At 70.1% G+C, this 15642-nt stretch carries 15 protein-coding genes; 6 read left to right on the top strand and 9 right to left on the bottom strand.

Features of this window, described 5'->3' with window-relative positions; genetic code table 11:
* The first annotated feature begins 367 nt into the window (after window positions 1-367).
* Complete coding sequence (locus ACWDAG_RS02870) at window positions 368-550, top strand: response regulator transcription factor (RefSeq protein ID WP_450693946.1); 183 nt, start codon at window positions 368-370, stop codon at window positions 548-550.
* On the opposite strand, the gene ACWDAG_RS02865 is transcribed toward ACWDAG_RS02870, so the two are convergent.
* The gene (locus ACWDAG_RS02865; protein WP_450693779.1) at window positions 516-692 is read right to left on the bottom strand and encodes a hypothetical protein; all 177 of its coding nucleotides are present in this window, start codon (window positions 690-692) and stop codon (window positions 516-518) included. The two genes, ACWDAG_RS02870 and ACWDAG_RS02865, sit on opposite strands and share 35 nt — an antisense overlap.
* A gap of 104 nt (window positions 693-796) precedes the next feature.
* Here ACWDAG_RS02865 and ACWDAG_RS02860 point away from each other — a divergent pair, with 104 nt between their 5' ends.
* Complete coding sequence (locus tag ACWDAG_RS02860; RefSeq protein ID WP_351924632.1) at window positions 797-1813, top strand: alpha/beta hydrolase; 1017 nt, start codon at window positions 797-799, stop codon at window positions 1811-1813.
* Between the two features lie 120 nt (window positions 1814-1933).
* On the opposite strand, the gene ACWDAG_RS02855 is transcribed toward ACWDAG_RS02860, so the two are convergent.
* From ACWDAG_RS02855 to ACWDAG_RS02830, 6 genes are all read right to left on the bottom strand, one after another.
* A complete protein-coding gene (locus ACWDAG_RS02855; RefSeq protein ID WP_351924630.1) occupies window positions 1934-2164 on the bottom strand; it encodes a hypothetical protein in 231 nt (76 codons plus the stop codon).
* Window positions 2165-2712: 548 nt separating this feature from the next.
* Window positions 2713-3333 (bottom strand): TetR/AcrR family transcriptional regulator C-terminal domain-containing protein, encoded by a 621-nt coding sequence (locus ACWDAG_RS02850; protein ID WP_450693778.1) that lies wholly within the window; start codon window positions 3331-3333, stop codon window positions 2713-2715.
* A 139-nt stretch (window positions 3334-3472) separates the two neighbouring features.
* Window positions 3473-4798, bottom strand: a complete 1326-nt coding sequence (locus ACWDAG_RS02845) for an amidohydrolase family protein (protein WP_450693777.1) — start codon at window positions 4796-4798, stop codon at window positions 3473-3475.
* Window positions 4795-6387: an FAD-dependent oxidoreductase gene (locus ACWDAG_RS02840; RefSeq protein WP_450693776.1), complete on the bottom strand. Its 1593-nt coding sequence runs from the start codon at window positions 6385-6387 to the stop codon at window positions 4795-4797. Before ACWDAG_RS02840 ends, ACWDAG_RS02845 begins: the two co-directional genes overlap by 4 nt.
* Complete coding sequence (locus ACWDAG_RS02835) at window positions 6384-7289, bottom strand: alpha/beta fold hydrolase (protein WP_450693775.1); 906 nt, start codon at window positions 7287-7289, stop codon at window positions 6384-6386. Before ACWDAG_RS02835 ends, ACWDAG_RS02840 begins: the two co-directional genes overlap by 4 nt.
* 19 nt (window positions 7290-7308) lie before the next feature.
* The gene (locus tag ACWDAG_RS02830) at window positions 7309-8142 is read right to left on the bottom strand and encodes an alpha/beta fold hydrolase (RefSeq protein ID WP_450693774.1); all 834 of its coding nucleotides are present in this window, start codon (window positions 8140-8142) and stop codon (window positions 7309-7311) included.
* 82 nt (window positions 8143-8224) lie between these two features.
* Between ACWDAG_RS02830 and ACWDAG_RS02825 the strand changes: the two genes are divergently transcribed.
* Window positions 8225-8890: a TetR/AcrR family transcriptional regulator gene (locus ACWDAG_RS02825; RefSeq protein ID WP_450693773.1), complete on the top strand. Its 666-nt coding sequence runs from the start codon at window positions 8225-8227 to the stop codon at window positions 8888-8890.
* 872 nt (window positions 8891-9762) lie between these two features.
* On the opposite strand, the gene ACWDAG_RS02820 is transcribed toward ACWDAG_RS02825, so the two are convergent.
* Window positions 9763-11556, bottom strand: a complete 1794-nt coding sequence (locus ACWDAG_RS02820) for a thiamine pyrophosphate-requiring protein (RefSeq protein ID WP_450693772.1) — start codon at window positions 11554-11556, stop codon at window positions 9763-9765.
* 255 nt (window positions 11557-11811) lie between these two features.
* Here ACWDAG_RS02820 and ACWDAG_RS02815 point away from each other — a divergent pair, with 255 nt between their 5' ends.
* Complete coding sequence (locus tag ACWDAG_RS02815) at window positions 11812-12606, top strand: RNA polymerase sigma factor SigF (protein ID WP_450693771.1); 795 nt, start codon at window positions 11812-11814, stop codon at window positions 12604-12606.
* Here ACWDAG_RS02815 and ACWDAG_RS02810 read toward each other — a convergent pair.
* Window positions 12587-13702: a PAS domain-containing protein gene (locus ACWDAG_RS02810; RefSeq protein ID WP_450693770.1), complete on the bottom strand. Its 1116-nt coding sequence runs from the start codon at window positions 13700-13702 to the stop codon at window positions 12587-12589. The two genes, ACWDAG_RS02815 and ACWDAG_RS02810, sit on opposite strands and share 20 nt — an antisense overlap.
* An 87-nt stretch (window positions 13703-13789) precedes the next feature.
* Here ACWDAG_RS02810 and ACWDAG_RS02805 point away from each other — a divergent pair, with 87 nt between their 5' ends.
* Both ACWDAG_RS02805 and ACWDAG_RS02800 read left to right on the top strand, forming a co-directional pair.
* A complete protein-coding gene (locus tag ACWDAG_RS02805) occupies window positions 13790-14509 on the top strand; it encodes an ANTAR domain-containing response regulator (RefSeq protein ID WP_450693769.1) in 720 nt (239 codons plus the stop codon).
* Between the two features lie 178 nt (window positions 14510-14687).
* Window positions 14688-15386: a hypothetical protein gene (locus ACWDAG_RS02800; protein ID WP_450693768.1), complete on the top strand. Its 699-nt coding sequence runs from the start codon at window positions 14688-14690 to the stop codon at window positions 15384-15386.
* Window positions 15387-15642: the final 256 nt, after the last annotated feature.

The raw sequence follows: 15642 nt of genomic DNA, 5'->3' as shown, positions 1-15642 counted from the left end.
ACGCCCGTACCGCTGGCCCCCACGAAAGAACCAGCACCATGATGACCCTGCTGATCGTCGACGAAGAGCCCCTGCCACGTCTTGCCGCGCGCGTAATCCTCGAACGACAACCTGGACTGACCGTCGTCGGCGAGGCCGACACCGGCTCCGAGAGGGTCCGTATGGCCTCTGCACCACAGCCCGACAACGTTCTGATCGCCGCAGTCCACGCACTGGCCAGAGGCGACGCCGTCATCGCGCCGAGTGTGACCCACAGACTCCTCGACACCTTCGCTCACCGTCTGAAACGTTCCGTCCCAGACCAGGATCGGGACGACAGCGGCCGCTCCACCACCTCGCCGGACGCGAGCGTGAGGTTCCCGCCCGCATCGCATCGGGTCGGAGCAACGGAGAGATCGCCGAGGACCTTCATCCGGCCGAAACCACGGTCAAGTCACACGTCAGCAGCATCCTCGCCAGGATCGGTGCCGGGACCCGCGACCGGGCGGTGGCTTTCGCCTCCGAAGTAGGGCTCGTCAGAGCGGGAACGGACTGGCCCTGGCTGGCGTGAACAGGGACATGGCCTCGCGGACGCGGCGCTCTGCCGCAGCCAACTCCTGCACGACAACCCCGAACGCGACGACGCCGAAGCGGCCGACCAGGTCATCGAGGATCTGCTGCCGATGTTCGGCCTTACCAGAGACGAGGCCCACGATCTGCCGGCAACCACTGCCCGGACTGGAAACCGCGGCCGACCGTCAAGGCGCCACCCTGGAACCCGAGAACCGTGACCACCCGAACGAAAGGTGCGCAGTACATGACGCTCCGACGAGTCCTCGCCGAACTGGGCGCCGCAGCAACCCTCGGCGTTGCTGCGGCGATCAGCACACGTCGCCGCGCCCTGGCGGCAGTCCCTCGCGAGCTGCGGCACCCAGTGCTCTTCCTCCCGCTGAACTTCGGCAACCCGGTCACTCTGGCCATCGCTCGCCGCCTCGTGCCCTTGGCGGGAGCCGCCTCCAGGCCAGGCGTCCGCATCGAGCAGCGCACGCTGCCGGCCACGACCGGCGACCTCCCCGTCGAGGTGCTCACCTACCAGGCAGAAGGCCAAGCACCGCGCTCAGCGCTGCTTTGGATCCACGGCGGAGGAACCGTCATGGGTGCCGCTCGGCAGGAAAACACCTGGTGCAGCCGCGTTGCCGACGAACTGGGCGCTCTGGTCGTCAGCGTCGACTACCGCCTCGCACCCGAAAATCCGTACCCCGCAGCTTTGGACGATTGCTTCGGTGCGCTTAGCTGGCTTCACGCCAACGCCGCCGCCCTCGGCATCGATCCCGCCCGCATCGCCGTCGGCGGCGAAAGCGCCGGAGGCGGGCTCGCCGCCGCCGTAGTCCAGCGCGCCCACGATGCAGGAGTGCCGGTCCGGTTTCAACTCCTCATCTACCCCATGCTCGACGACCGCACGGCTCTACGCGTCGACCCTCCCGACAGTGCCATCTATACGTGGACCCCGGACTCCAACCGCTTCGCCTGGACCTCCTACCTCGGCCGCCCGCCACAGGACCTCGACGATCGCCCCTATGCTGCGGCTGCGAGGCGCAAGAACCTCGACGGGCTGCCGCCCGCGTGGATCGGCGTGGGCGACATTGACCTGTTCCACGACGAAGACGTCGACTACGCCCGACGCCTGAGCGAGGCCGGCGTCGCCTGCGAGCTGCGGGTCGAATCAGGCATGTACCACGGTGCTGATGCCTTGCTCGACGGCAAAGCACCTTCGATGACCGCTTTCCGCGCTGCCGCCCTCGACGCTCTGCGAACTGCCCTGGCAAAGCCCTGACCGCCCCGGACATGCCGAACCGGCCTCGACGGCCAGGCCGGCTCGATCAGTCGAGAGCGGGAAAGGGGCGCCGGGCGACTTCGCGTGCTTCCTCGCGGGGGAGACCGAGCATGCACAGGATCATTTCCGCCATGTCAGCCGCGCTTCGTCGGCGCTGACATCGGGGCGTGCGGACCTCAGTTCCCAGAGGGCCAGCTGGCCTTCACCGAGCGCCGAGAGGGCGACGAGTGGATCGGGCACGTCGAAGCGGCCGGACGCAACGCCTTCCTCCACGTCCCGCAGGGCGCGGGGGGCGAGTCCGATCTCAGAATGGATGTGCTGCAGGCCACGACGGTTCAGGATCCGGGTCACTTCCGGATGGGCCCTGGCCAGCTGGGGCGGCGATCCGAAAAGAGGCGGCCATGACTTCAGCTGGGTCCCGGATGCCGTGCAGGTGCTCGTCGATAGCCATGTGTCGGTGAAGTCGGATCCGACCAACGTGGCCCCAATGAGCTTGCGTACCTCGCTGTTGGCGCCGTCACACCCCAAGACGATACTTGCTCGCGCATGTCCGAGTTCGCCGCGTGCATCAAGGAACGTGACAGCGTGGTTGAGGCGTACGTCCGTCGCTCCGCACTCTGCAAGCGCCGAGCGCAGGTGCCGACGGATGACACTGAGGCTTCTCGGCCGGAAGGGTTGTGACCACCACCTTGCCACGCGGCGACATCCACTGCGCACCGGTGCCTGGGAGCATGTCAACGATTGCGCGCTCGTACACTCCAGCCTTTGCAGCGTCCGCGTTGCCTCGCCGTCCAGGACGCCGACGCGAGGTTCCGGGTCGGCCGATCACGTCGACGTCGAAGTCGGACCGGTTCATTAGTCCGTCCTTGCGCAGGTGAGACGCGCTCCGATACCGAAGATCAGAATCCACGCGGTGGATCCAGGTGGTTCAGAGGACGGCGGTCGAGCTGAGCGTCTGCCTCGTCTGCTGTGTCGACTCGGGTGCGGGCGGCAAGCCTGGCTTCGACACCGTCGAGAAGCGACTGCAGGCCGAAGGACACATGCGGGCGAGGAGTGGCTGCGAGGGCGGCGCCGATCGCGAACGTGGCGACGCTCTGGGCGGCTTGCTCGGCATCCCGCCTGGTAAGGCCGGACGCCTCGCAGACCGCGAGCAGGTGCTCGTCATGGCGGTTTCTGGCCGGGCCGTCGAGAGGCTGGGCGGTCATGGCGGCCAGCAGCCAGGGGTGCCTGAGAAGCATCGAACGCAGGTTGTCGGCCATGGCCAGGAGGACCGGACGCCATGCGAGGCCGTCGAGCGCGGGGAGGGGTGTCCGCCCCCAGACGGCGTCAGCGGCCAGCAGGAGCAGATCGTGTCGGCTTTTGATGTGCCAGTAGAGTGCCGCCGCGGTGATGCCGAGACGGCTGCCGAGTCTTCGCATGGTCAGACCCTCGATGCCGCCCTCGTCCAGAAGGGCGATGGCCGCCTGGATGATCTGCTCCTGGTGCAGGGCGTCGCGGGATATGCCCGCGGTAGTCGGCATGGGGCTGCTCACGGCACTTTCTTGCGGTGGGTACGAGGCCGCGGTGTGCGGCTCTGAGGGCGCGTGGCCATCGCGCCGACGAGGACGGTGTGTCGTGCGCGTCGGCGCGCGGTTCATGCGTGGGGGCCGTTGCGGCAGGTCAGCCGGGAGAGCCCGCGGGCCTGATGCTGCGCAGCAGCCGCTCTCCGGACTCGTGCAGCTGGTCCTTGATCTCGTCGAGGCCGGATGCGAGCAGGACGTGATCGCGTTTGCGCCAGATGCCGGCGACCATCACGGCTTCGATGTTGGCGATGTCGGCGTGCAGGACCGTGGCGATGGGGTCGTGCGCCGGCCACAGGTTGAGCGCCCGGGCGTCGACGGCGACCAGGTCTGCCTGCATGCCCACCTCGATCCGGCCCACCTTGTCTGCCAGGCCCAGTGCCTTCGCTCCTTCGACCGTGGCCCAGGTAAGCGCCTGTTTGCTGGTGACGGACGGTGTGTTGGCGTACATGCCGGTCGTCTGCCGGTGGTGGGCGTGGTCCAGGCTGCGCTGGTGGGCCAGGGCGATCCGGGCGGCGGTGAGGACCGTGCCGGGTACGGCGGTGTCGATGTCGGTGCCCAGGGAGGGTGCCGCGTCCAGGCTCAGCAGGGATCCGGTGATGGGTGTGCCGTGGCCCTGGCCCAGTTCGTTCTCCGGGGTGGTGGTGAAGGTGACGCCCGCCTCGACCAGCGTCTTGATCCAGTCGTCGGGCAGGTCGGCTCCGTGCACGACGTTGGTCAGCGGGCTGAACAGCCCGGCGTCGCGCACGGCCTCCCAGCCGGGTGAGGGTTCGCCGCCGCTCTGGTGCATCGAGACGACGAGGCCGCGTTCCGCGCCGGCTCGGAAGTCGGCCAGCGCGGTCTCCGGCGAGGAATACTGCGGCCCCTGGAGGGCCATGCCCAGGGTGAGGAGGGCGTGGTCGCGGACGGGGCCGTCGAGCAGCCGGTCGATCTCGGCGAGCGGGTGGGGTGTGTCCGGCGACCGGTAGGGGGTGCCGTGCAGGAAGACGGCGCGGATCCCGGCCTGGACCAGTCCCTCGACGGCCGCGTCGGCGTGCTCGGGCGACAGGGCGTTGTGACACCAGTCGCCGAGGGTGGTGGTACCGCAGTTGAGCTGGTTCAGGGCGCCGGCGAGATTGCTGATGTGCATGTCGGCCGGGGTGTACTGCCCGACGCACTCGCCGTGCAGGTGGGTGAGGTACTCCATCAGCGTCCAGTCGGCGCCCGCGGAGCGCAGCGCGGTCTGCCAGGTGTGCAGATGGGCGTTGACCAGGCCGGGGATGACGATGCGGCCGGAGAAGTCGACGACCTCGGCGTCGGGCGCCTCGATGGTTTCGCCGACGGCGGCGATGGTCTCGCCGTCGACGAGGATGTCGACCTGCTCGGCGTCCGGCCGGTCCGGCGTCATCGTGATGACCTGCGCTCCGCGCAGCAGCATGCGGCTCATGCAGGGGCCCCCGAACCGGGGGAGGTGTGGCTCTGCTGGGTCATGGTGCGGCTCCTTGCCTGCGGCGTCATTGCCCGCACGGCGGCTTGTGTGGTGGTGAGGAAATCCCGAGTGGCGATGTGCCCGATGTAGCCGTCGGGACGGATCAGCAGCAGCGTGTCGCCGGTCAGGCCGTAGGCACTCCGCAGCGTGTTCTTGGGGTCGGAGAAGGCGCGGCCGTCGCCCGCGGCCGATCCGACGGTGAGCCGCTTCAGCTGGGCGCCCGTCGTCGGCCAGTCGAGGAGTTCGAGGTCCCGGGCGGCGCCGGGGCCGTAGGCGATGGCGGTGAAGTGCGGTCCCTGCAAGAGGCTGAACAGGCGGGTCTCGGCGCCGTCGGCGCCCAGCAGTCGGGCGTCCGGGGCGCGGTCGCCCAGGTGCAGCACGCTGGTGCCGCCACTGTCGGCGGGGGCGAGCGGGCCGCCGTAGTAGGTCAGGGAGAGCTGCTGCTCGTCCTTGCCGCGCTTCATGCTGGAGGGGTCCAGCTTGGCGAGGCCGCCCCACTTCTCCGTGGACAGTCCCAGGACCCCGGCGGCGATCGGCTGCCGCTCGGCCTCGTAGGTGCCCAGCAGGGCCGGGTCGGCTCCGGCGAGGACCTGGCCCAGCTTCCAGCCGAGGTTGTAGCCGTCCTGCATACCGGTGTTCAGGCCCTGGGCACCGGCCGGGGTGTGGACGTGCGCCGCGTCGCCGACGAGGAAGACACGTCCGCGGCCGTAGTGCTCCGCGAGACGGATGTTGGGCCGGAACACGGACTGCCAGTGGATCTCGTGCAGTTGGATGTGCCGGTTGCGGGTGTGGGAGTGGATCCGGTCGATGATGGCGCCGATCTCCTGGGGCGGCTTCTCGTCGGGCGTGAGCCGGATCATCCACTGGAACATGTCGCTGTGGGGGATAGGGCAGGCGCCGATGAGCTTGCCGCCGAGGCCGGGCCACATGTGCCACCGGTTGCGGGCCAGGCCACTGACGGAGGCATCCACGATCAGCACACGGTCGGACTCGTCCGTCGTCCCCACGAAACCGATGCCGAGCTGCTTGCGCACCGCACTGGAGCCGCCGTCGGCCCCCACGGCATAGCGGGCGACGATCTCCTCGACCCCGTCCGCGCCCACCACCTTGGCGACCACCGTGTCCTCGTCCTGCGTCAGCTCGGTCAGTTCCTTGCCGAACTCGACCTCGCGGCCGAGCTCACCGAGCCGGGCGTGCAGGGCGCGGTCCGTGCGGAACTGCGGGATCAGCCAGGTGTTCGGGTACGGGACGTCCGGGGTCGCCTCTTTGTGGGGGAACATCTTCCACGGCACACCGATGGGTCCTGCATGGAGCCCGAGCTTGGGATAGATGTCGCCGCCGGCCAGCACGTCGTCGAGAGCGCCGAGGTCTTCGAGGACTTCGAGGCTGCGGGGCTGGATGCCCTTGGCACGCGAGCCGTCGAAAGCATGGGGGGACCTGTCGACGATCCGGACGTCGAGTCCGCGGCGTACGAGGTCGATCGCCAAGGCGGAGCCCGAGGGGCCGGCGCCGATGATCAGGACGTCGATGGCCTGCGGACTGTTCATGAGTCGAGCCTTTCGGTGCGTGCGGACACGAACGGGACGAGCTGATCCGCGACGTCGCGAGGCCGTTCGAATGGGGCCATATGCCCGCATTTGTTAATTACATGATGTTTCTGAGGCTTCAGCAGAGCGCACGCTGTGTCGAAGTGCGTCAGCGGCGTGACGTCGTCCTCGTCGCCCCACAGCAGCAGCGTCGGAATGTCCAGTGCCCCCGTCCGCCGGAAGAGGTCGTCACGGCCGGTGAAAGGCAGGTGCTGCAGGGTGTCGAAGGCCGCGTACAGCGAGCCCTCGAAGTGGAAGGCGTCGAGGACCATCTCGGTCAGCTTCGCGCCGAGTTCGGGGTCGCGGACGTTGTGCCCGAGGTGCCCCTGGAGCAGCTGAAGGCCGCGACGGCGGGCGACCACTCCGGCCAGCAGATCGCTGCGCAGCAGCCGGTGGGGGGAGGTCAACCGCGGTTTCGCGAGACCGGCGGGTCCAACGATGGTGAGCGTGGACAGCGACGAGCGGTACTGGGCGGCGTACGTCATGCTGACCAGCGCGCCCATGGAGGTGCCGACCAGGTGCAGGGGCCGCGCCGTCAGGCCGAGCCGGTCCGTCAGTTCGGCCAGCTGTCGCGTGAACAGCGTCTCGTCGTATCGCGCCTGTACCCGGTCGGAGTAGCCGCGGCCGTAGGCGCTGCAGGTCAGCGTGCGCAGCCCGCGGGCGTGCAACTCGCTGACGAGGCCGTCCCAGTAGAACAGCGGGATGGTCAGACCGCCTGCCATCATGACCACTTCCCCGTCCTCGGGCCCCGTCAGCTCGTAGTGGGTGACGCCGTCGGACAGCTCGATGAAACTGCCGCGCAGCGCCTTGCGCGAGTCGGCGGTGAGCTTGCGGTCCTCGCCCGAGGCGACGAAGTACTTCATGGAACGGGTCTCCTTGCCCTCAGTTCGCGGGGGTGTCGGTGCAGGAGCCGAGGAACTTCGCGATCGCGTCCGCGACCCACTGCGGTTCCTCCTCCGGCAGCAGATGTCCGCCGTGGGGGTGGACGAGCTCCTGGGCGCCGGGGATGTCGCGGGCGAAGTGCTGGCCGTCGATGCTCGCGCTGCGCAGCACCAGCGTCGGCATCGTGATGCGGGGGATCTGAGTGCTGCGGTCCGGCTGGTCGGTGTTGCAGAAGTCGACGAAGGCCGAGCGGTTGCCGGGGCGGCTCATGAGCTGATGGGCGCGGTCCACCATGGCGTCGTCCACGATCTGCGAATACGGCCCGACGGCCTCGCGCAGGCTGCGCTCGATGGCCCCGCGCGGCATCACCCGCCTCAGCAGGGGCCGCACCAGCGGGTTGCGGGTCAGGCGCATCCCCGCGGGCACCGTCTTCTCCGGGTAGCCGGTGGCATTGACCAGCACCAGGCCGGTCAGCCGCTCCGGATGATCCAGCGCGACGTTCCAGGCGATGTTGCCGCCCAGGGAATTGCCGGCCAACGCGTAGCGCGGCACGCCCAGCGCCTCCAGGAAGCCCGCCACCGTCGCGGCGTACGCCGGAACGCGGTAGTCGCGGTCCTTGCGCGGGCCAGTCAGTCCGAACGCCGGCAGGTCGGGACGGATGACATCGAACGAATCCGACAGCAGATCCGTCGCGCGGTCGAAGTGCTGCAGGGATGAGGCACTGCCGTGCAGCAGCACGAGTGCCGGGCCGTGCCCAGCACGCTTGTAGTGGATCCGCAGGCCGTCCACCTCGACGAACCGGGAATCGGGCTGGGGCTCAGACCAGGTACTCATAATGGCTACACTGTTACCGATATAGTTTCGTGTCAAGTGGAAGCCCCCGCGTGTTACGGCCACGGTGGTCTTGAGCGAGGAGATGGATCAGTTCGTGCGCCGCCCTGCCGGTCGTCCGGCGGTCCCACCGGACCGGATCGTCGCCATGGCGCTGCAGATCGTCGACGAGGAGGGAGCGGAGGCGCTGTCGATGAGGGCCCTGGCCGAGCGCCTGGGCTCGGGTACGGCGACGCTGTACCGGCATTTCGGCAACCGGGCAGAGCTCGTGGCGCAGGTCGTGGACCACATGTTCGGCCTCGTCGAACTGGACGATCGAGAACTGGCGTCGGCGAGTTGGCAGTGGTCTCTGACGGTGGTGGCACACGCCATGTTCCGCGCCTTGGGTCGGCACGGGAACGCTGCCAGGCTGCTGGCCGAGCAGATTCCCGTCGGCCCCAACGCGATGGCGCTGCGGGAGCGCTGTGTCGCGTTTTTGCTCAAGGCGGGATTCGAGGCCTCACTGGCCACATGCGCGTATGTGACGCTGGCTCGCCACGTATGTGGCCTGGCGATACAGCTCAACCATGAGAACGGCGCCGGTGGGCGGCGCAACGAGGTGTCGGTCGCTGCCCTCCGGGGCGTGGATCCGGCACGGTTCCCCGCTGTCCACTCGATCGCGGAGGCGTTGCCGGTGCTTGTCGAAGAGGTCTTCCCCTTTGGGTTGGATCCCATCCTCAGCGGGCTGGGGGACTTCCGTGATGGCGGCTGACCAGGGCAACAGCTGCGTCGAGCGTCAGGTCGTGCCCGGTGGCGGCGTCTGTCGGCGCGATCTTGTCCATCTCGGGAGTGCGGCTGGAGCGTGCCGCATGCACTGGCCACCAGGCACTCATCCCGGCCCGACGTCCCCGGCGCCCGGTGCGCGACCCCGCCCGACTTCCACGATGCCCGTGGCCGGCTTTCGCAGGTCCCCTGCCCGGCCGCCTCGTGCCACCCCACGGCCTCAAAAGACCGAGAGGCCGCACCCCGTGAGCCCGACCCCATCCATCATCATGTCGCCAGACAACCATCAAGCCGTCTGCGCACCGAGATAAGGCTGGGCCAGCCACGCAGCACACTGCCCATCACCATGCCCAGACGGACTTGACCCGGCCCCTCCAACAGATAAGGGGACGGCGTGCGTCTGACGGTTACACGTGTTCCCGAGATCGGCATTCTCGCACGAAGGGCCGTCACCTCATCCCTGCGTGATCCGATCCACGCGGCGCCTCATCGACCAAGTCCTGCTGCCGCTGCTCACGCCCGACGGACCAGACAGACGTCCCCGGCCAATGCCTCCATCCGCCTTGAGCTCAGGCACAGCGGTGAGCCCTCATCGTGGCCCCGTCACCGTCACGGGAGGGGACCCGGCCGGCCGAGAAGGCCAGCGCTGCTCCTGCCCGCACGGTGCGCCGATGGCGCCGATGGCCGCTGGGTGCCCAGCGTGTTCCGCAAGCCCCCGTGGCGTGACGTCCGGGAGTATCAGCCGCACCACGATGTCAAGTACGGCAGTTCGGCACTGAACAGTTCACCGCGCTACTGAACTGACCACTGAACTGTTTCGTGCGCAACTGAACTCTTCAGCGCCGTTCAACACGGCAGGGGCTACTGCTTCTCCCGCCCCGGCAGGAACTCCTGGACCTTCGCCTTCAGACCCTGCTTGATCATGGAGCCGCGGTCCGCGTCGCCCTTCAGGATCGAGGCGGCCGTGGCCTCCATCTGCTCCCAGGTGGCGTGCGGCGGGATCGGCGGGACCGCCGGGTCGGTCAGGAACTCGATCACCGCGGGACCGTCCGCCTCCAGACCGGCCCGCCAGCCCGCCTCGACGTCCTCCGGCTTCTCCACCCGGATGCCGGTCAGCCCCAGCGAACGGGCGAACGCGGCGTACTGCACGTCCGGGATCTCCTGCGAGGGCAGGAAGGACGGAGCGCCCTCCATGGCCCGCATCTCCCAGGTCACCTGGTTGAGGTCATGGTTGTTGAACACGGCCACGACCAGCCGCGGGTCCTCCCACAGATCCCGGTACTTGGCCGCCGTGATCAGCTCCGCCATGCCGTTCATCTGCATCGCACCGTCCCCGACCAAGGCGATCGCGGGCCGGTCCGGGTGCGCGAACTTCGCGCCGATCGCGTACGGCACCCCGCAGCCCATCGTCGCGAGCGTGCCCGACAGCGAGGAGCGCATGCCCGGCTTCATGGTCAGGTGCCGTGCGTACCAGTTGGCCGCCGAACCCGAGTCGGAGCTGACGATGGCGTCGGCCGGCAGCAGCGGGTCCAGCACATGGGCGACGTACTCCGGGTTGATCGGATCGGCCGACAGCTCCGCGCGCCGCCCCATCACCTCACGCCAGCGCGTCACGTTCGCGCACACCTGGTCGTACCACTCGCGCCCGCGGTCCGGGCCGATCAGCGGGATCAGCGCCTCCAGAGTCGCCTTCGCGTCGCCGACGAGATTCACCTCGTACGGATAACGCATCCCGACCATGTGCGGATCGATGTCGATCTGCACCCCGCGCGCCTTGCCGAAGTCCGGCATGAACTGCGTGTACGGGAACGACGAACCGATGGTCAGCAGGGTGTCGCAGTCCCGCATCAGCTCGTACGAGGGGCGCGTGCCCAGCAGGCCGATCGAGCCGGTGACATACGGGAGTTCGTCGCTGAGGACGTCCTTGCCGAGCAGTGCCTTGGCCACGCCGGCCTTCAGCAGTTCGGCGATCCGCTCGACCTCGGCGCGTGCCCCGGCGGCGCCCTGGCCGACCAGGATCGCCACCTTGTCACCGGAGTTGAGGATCTCGGCCGCCCGCTCGATGGACTCCTGCGACGGAACCGACGTCCAGGAGCTGCGGCCCAGGCTGGAGGGCACCATCTTGAACTCGTGCGTGGGCGCCGAGTAGTCGAGCTCCTGGACGTCCCCGGGGATGATGATCGCGGTGGGGGCGCGGCGTGCGTACGCGGTGCGGATCGCGCGGTCGATGACGTTCGGCAGCTGCTCGGGGACCGTCACCGTCTCGATGAAGTCCGAGGCCACGTCCTTGAACAGGGTGTGCAGGTCGACCTCCTGCTGGTACGAGCCGCCCATCGCCGTGCGGTGCGTCTGACCGACGATCGCCAGCACCGGCACATGGTCGAGCTTGGCGTCGTAGAGACCGTTGAGCAGATGGATCGCGCCGGGGCCCGAGGTCGCCGCGCACACTCCGAGACGGCCGCTGAACTTGGCGTAGCCGACCGCCTCGAACGCCGACATCTCCTCGTGCCGGGACTGGACGAAACGAGGCCTGTTCTCGGCCCGGCCCCAGGCGGCCAGCAGACCGTTGATGCCGTCGCCCGGGTAGCCGAAGACATGGTCCACGCCCCACTCGCGCAGTCGTTGCAGGACGTGGTCGGAGACCTTGGTGCTCATATGTCGACCTCCCGGGCCTTGATGTGATCGGACAGCAGTCGTCTGCGGGCCGAGTCACCCGGTGGGCCCCCGGAAAACATGCGGGGTGTTTGCGGCCCGGGGCCCGGGGCAGGCGCAGTTCCAGTGCTTCGGACAGGAGGCACGTCCGTGGGAACGGCCCTTGAGCCGCCCCGGCCGCGCCTGTCTCGAACGCGCGGCCGCACTCCCACGGTGACCGTCCACCCCAGAGCACCTTCAAGGGAGTTGCGACGCACCATGCCCACCAAAGTGAGCGCGAAGCACCACCCGCACGACGACGCCCCCGACACCGCCGACGCCTTCCGCAAACTCGCCAAGCTCCCCGAGGGCCAGCAGCGCGACACGCTGCGTGAGCAGATCGTCGAGGCCTGGCTGCCGATGGCCGACCGTCTCGCGGGGCGCTTCCGCAGCCGCGGCGAGAGCTTCGAGGACCTGCGTCAGGTCGCCGCACTCGGCCTGGTCAAGGCCGTCGACCGGTACAACCCCGAACTCGGCAACGCCTTCGAGAGCTACGCCGTGCCCACCATCACCGGCGAGATCAAACGGCACTTCCGCGACCACATGTGGACCCTGCACGTACCGCGCCGGGTCCAGGACCTGCGCAACCGCGTCCGGTTCGCCACCCAGGACCTCTCCCAGACCATCTCGGGCCGCAGGCCCACCGTCGCGGAGATCGCCGAGCACGCCAACATGAGCGAGGAGGACGTCCTGGTCGGACTGGAGGCGCTGGAGAGCTTCACCGCGCTCTCGCTCGACGCCGAACTGCCCGGCAGCGAGGACGGCTACTCGCTGAGCGACGCCCTCGGTTCGCCCGACCCCGCGCTGGACACGGTCGTGGACCGCGAGTCCGTCAAGCCCCGGCTGGCCGCGCTGCCCGAACGGGAGCGGGCCATCCTGTACATGCGGTTCTTCGGCGACATGACGCAGAGCCGGATCGCCGATGAGCTCGGGATCTCCCAGATGCATGTGTCCCGGCTGATCAGCCGGTGCTGCACGCGGATGCGGGACCAGATCATGCGCGAGGCCGCATAGCCAGCGCCAGATGGCGCGACATCAGGTCCATCGCCTGCGCCTCCGCCATCGAGAACGCCAGGCGGGGCCCGCACCGGAACATCGTCAGCACACCCCGCACGGTGTCCCCGTCCTTCAGCGGCACGCACAGCAGTGACGTGACGTCCGCCGCCACGAGGACGGGGGCGCCCGTCGCGGTCCGGCCGAAGGCGTTCGGGTCCTGCGGGCGGATCTGCAGAGCCGGGGACCCGGTCCGGGCCGTCTCGACGACCAGGGGGCAGTCGGCCGGATCCTGCCCCTCGAGCGCGGCCGCGTTCCCGTCCGGCGGGGCCAGTACGGCCGCGCGCGAGAGACCGTCCGCGCCCGCGTCGGCGATCACCCAGTCGGCGAACCTGCCGTGCAGGACCCGCGCCGCCGCGTCCGGGGCGGACTGCCGGTCCGTGGTCAGCAGGGCCGTGGTCATCGCGTCCAGGAGGTCCATCACGGCCGCGTGCCGGGTGGTCTCGGCGAGGTCCGGGAGCTGCCGCGCCGGCGGGTCCGCCGGCATGACGGGGACGCTGGGTCCGCTCGGCTGCAGGACCACCAGGAGTGTCGTGCGGTGCTCGCCGCTCGGGCGTACGGCCGCCAGCGTGGCGTGCACCGGTACGGACGGCTGCTGCTGGAGGCGGACGGTGAGACTGCGGTCGCCCTCGCCGCGGGCCACGGCCGCGGCCTGCGAGCGGAACGCGGCCCGGTCGGCGTGGGCGAGGAAACCGGTCAGCGGGCGGCCCGTCGCGTAACCGGCGCGCACACCGGTGAGGGCGGTCGCCGCGCCGTTCAGCCGCCGCACCGCCGTCTCCTTGTCGACCAGCGCGACCGGCAGGGGGAGGCGCTGGAACACGGTGCGCAGCAGCTGCTGCTCCTGACGGTCCGCCGAGGCGCCGGTGCGGACCGGTCCTGCTTCCGTCAGCCGCTCGTACCGGGGCCACAACTGGCCGACAGCATGGTCGAGTTCGAAGATCGCCGCGTCCAGCACCGTGGGCAGGTCCCCGCCCGACACGGATCTCGCCGTCTTCAGCTCCGCGACGCGGCGTACAAAATCCGCGAGGTCTTCCCCGAACTCGTCCGTCTGCGTCATGCGACGAACGTAGCGCGACTCCCGTTCGAGGCCACCGTTTTCGGACCGGGCGAAGGGGAAGGCGCGCGGTGAGAGGAGGAGTGCACCATGCCGGACACCGGGCACCACACCCGCCGTTGGGGAACGGACGTGGCCGAGCCCGCCCTCCCCGGGCGGCGGCTGTCGGAACTGGTCGAGGAGGCCGCGCGCTGCACCGTCGAGTGCTGCGGAGCGAGCGGAATGGTGGCCGAGGGCGGCAGCGAGCGGCCCGCGGCCGTCACCCATCCTGACCTCGCCCCGCTCGTCGCCGTGCAGCTGCGCTCCGGGGACGGGCCCATCCCGGCCGCCCTGGAACGCGGGGAGCCCGCCCGCTGCTCCGACCTGCTGCGCGAGGACCGCTGGCCCGACTACCGCGCCCTCGCGCTCGACTCCGGGGTGCGCTCCAGCGTCACGCTGCCCTTCCGGCGCTCCGGCCTGACGGTGACGCTCAGCCTCTACAGCTTCCGGCCCGGCGCCCTGGAGGACGCCCCGCACGGGCCCGCCCGGGCGCTCGGCGACTTCGCCATGACGTGCCTGGTCCGCGACCGTTCCTACCGCGCAGCGCTCACCGAACTCGACCAGCTCGGTACCGCCCTGCGCTCCCGCCCCCTCGTCGACCAGGCCTGCGGCATCGTCATGCACGTGCTGGGCTGCGACGCGGACGCCGCGTTCGGAGTGCTGCGCCGCATCTCGCAGGGCAGCAACCGCAAGCTGTCCGACGTGGCGGCGGGGGTGGTCGAACGGAGGGGGAGGGGGCTGGAGAGGGACCTGGCCGCGCTGCTGAACTGAGGTCCCGCGCACCGGGGCCCCGACACCCGGGCGAGGCGCGGGCCGTGTCACCCGCTCGGACGCCCCCGTAGCGCGAATGGGGCTCGGCCGCGCGCGCCTGGCCGCCGGGCGGGCTGTGATGGGCTATGGGGCACGACTCCGTGCTCCTGAGAATTCACCTGTCGAAGGAGCCCTCCCCATGCCTCGCACCGCCCGTGTCCTGTCCGTCGCGGCCCTGGCCGGTGCCACGCTCGGCTTCGCCTCCGCCGCTTACGCGGACTCGGCCGCAGAGGCCGGCCCGAGCAGCGTCTCCCCGGGCGGCAGCGTCTCCGTCTCGGTCGCCTGCGAAGCCACCGGCGGACCACCGCCCGCCACCCTCGACGCCCTCGCACAGGCCAACAGCAGGAGCGGGAACGCCGCGACCACCGACGGCAGCTGCGCGACGGCGCCCGGCGGCAAGGGCAAGGCGTGGAGCGCCGCCTCCCACGTGAACCGCGGCGACGGCAGCGATGGTGCCGGGCTGAGTGACGGTGGTGTGGGCGGCGACAGCACTGGTGACGACGGTGGCAGTGGCGGCGGACGGGGAGACAACGGCGGCGGTGAGGGCGCCGATCTCGGCGGCGGCGCTGGGGGCGGCGGCGATGTCGGGGCCGTCGGCGGCCATGACCAGGGCCGCCCCTGCACCGAGCCGGCCCCCGACTCCTGCGGCGGCGCGGGAATGCAGAACGGGAGGGAGCACGACGTACAGAACGGCATGCAGCACGGGGTGGAGGCCGGTGCGGGCGGCACCTTCTCCGACTCCGTGCCCGCCCTGGTCGCCGGCGGCCTCCTGATCGCCTGCGCACTGGGCGCCGCCGCCTACCGGCTGTGGCCCAAGGACGCCGTCTGGGACCGCTGACCCGCCAGGCGACCGCGAAACCCGTGCGCACTCCCTTGGGAGTACGCCGACGGACACTGCGCAGGGAGTGTGCGGAGGTACGTATGCGGCGGACGGACCGGGAAGGCCGCAGCCCTGTCCGCCAGGGGCCGCGTCTGCTCAGGGACTCCGTCGGGGAGCGCTGCCCCGCCCGGCGACCGGTGAAAGCCGTGCGCACTCCGATGCGGCAGCGGCACCCTGGGTACTCGGAGCACGGCGACGGACACGGCACAGGGAC

Source organism: Streptomyces sp. NPDC001157 (assembly GCF_053598255.1).
Note: the sequence above shows the minus strand (reverse complement) of the source record. Positions and strands in the feature narration are given on the sequence as shown.

Excerpts from the sequence above, each read along its gene's own strand:
- ACWDAG_RS02830 (WP_450693774.1), bottom strand. The coding sequence starts at position 8,142 with ATGAGTACCTGGTCTGAGCCCCAGCCCGATTCCCGGTTCGTCGAGGTG.
- ACWDAG_RS02860 (WP_351924632.1), top strand. The coding sequence starts at position 797 with ATGACGCTCCGACGAGTCCTCGCCGAACTGGGCGCCGCAGCAACCCTC.
- ACWDAG_RS02840 (WP_450693776.1), bottom strand. The coding sequence starts at position 6,387 with ATGAACAGTCCGCAGGCCATCGACGTCCTGATCATCGGCGCCGGCCCC.
- ACWDAG_RS02845 (WP_450693777.1), bottom strand. The coding sequence starts at position 4,798 with ATGAGCCGCATGCTGCTGCGCGGAGCGCAGGTCATCACGATGACGCCG.
- ACWDAG_RS02835 (WP_450693775.1), bottom strand. The coding sequence starts at position 7,289 with ATGAAGTACTTCGTCGCCTCGGGCGAGGACCGCAAGCTCACCGCCGAC.
- ACWDAG_RS02820 (WP_450693772.1), bottom strand. The coding sequence starts at position 11,556 with ATGAGCACCAAGGTCTCCGACCACGTCCTGCAACGACTGCGCGAGTGG.
- ACWDAG_RS02805 (WP_450693769.1), top strand. The coding sequence starts at position 13,790 with ATGCCGGACACCGGGCACCACACCCGCCGTTGGGGAACGGACGTGGCC.
- ACWDAG_RS02815 (WP_450693771.1), top strand. The coding sequence starts at position 11,812 with ATGCCCACCAAAGTGAGCGCGAAGCACCACCCGCACGACGACGCCCCC.
- ACWDAG_RS02825 (WP_450693773.1), top strand. The coding sequence starts at position 8,225 with ATGGATCAGTTCGTGCGCCGCCCTGCCGGTCGTCCGGCGGTCCCACCG.
- ACWDAG_RS02850 (WP_450693778.1), bottom strand. The coding sequence starts at position 3,333 with ATGCCGACTACCGCGGGCATATCCCGCGACGCCCTGCACCAGGAGCAG.
- ACWDAG_RS02810 (WP_450693770.1), bottom strand. The coding sequence starts at position 13,702 with ATGACGCAGACGGACGAGTTCGGGGAAGACCTCGCGGATTTTGTACGC.
- ACWDAG_RS02800 (WP_450693768.1), top strand. The coding sequence starts at position 14,688 with ATGCCTCGCACCGCCCGTGTCCTGTCCGTCGCGGCCCTGGCCGGTGCC.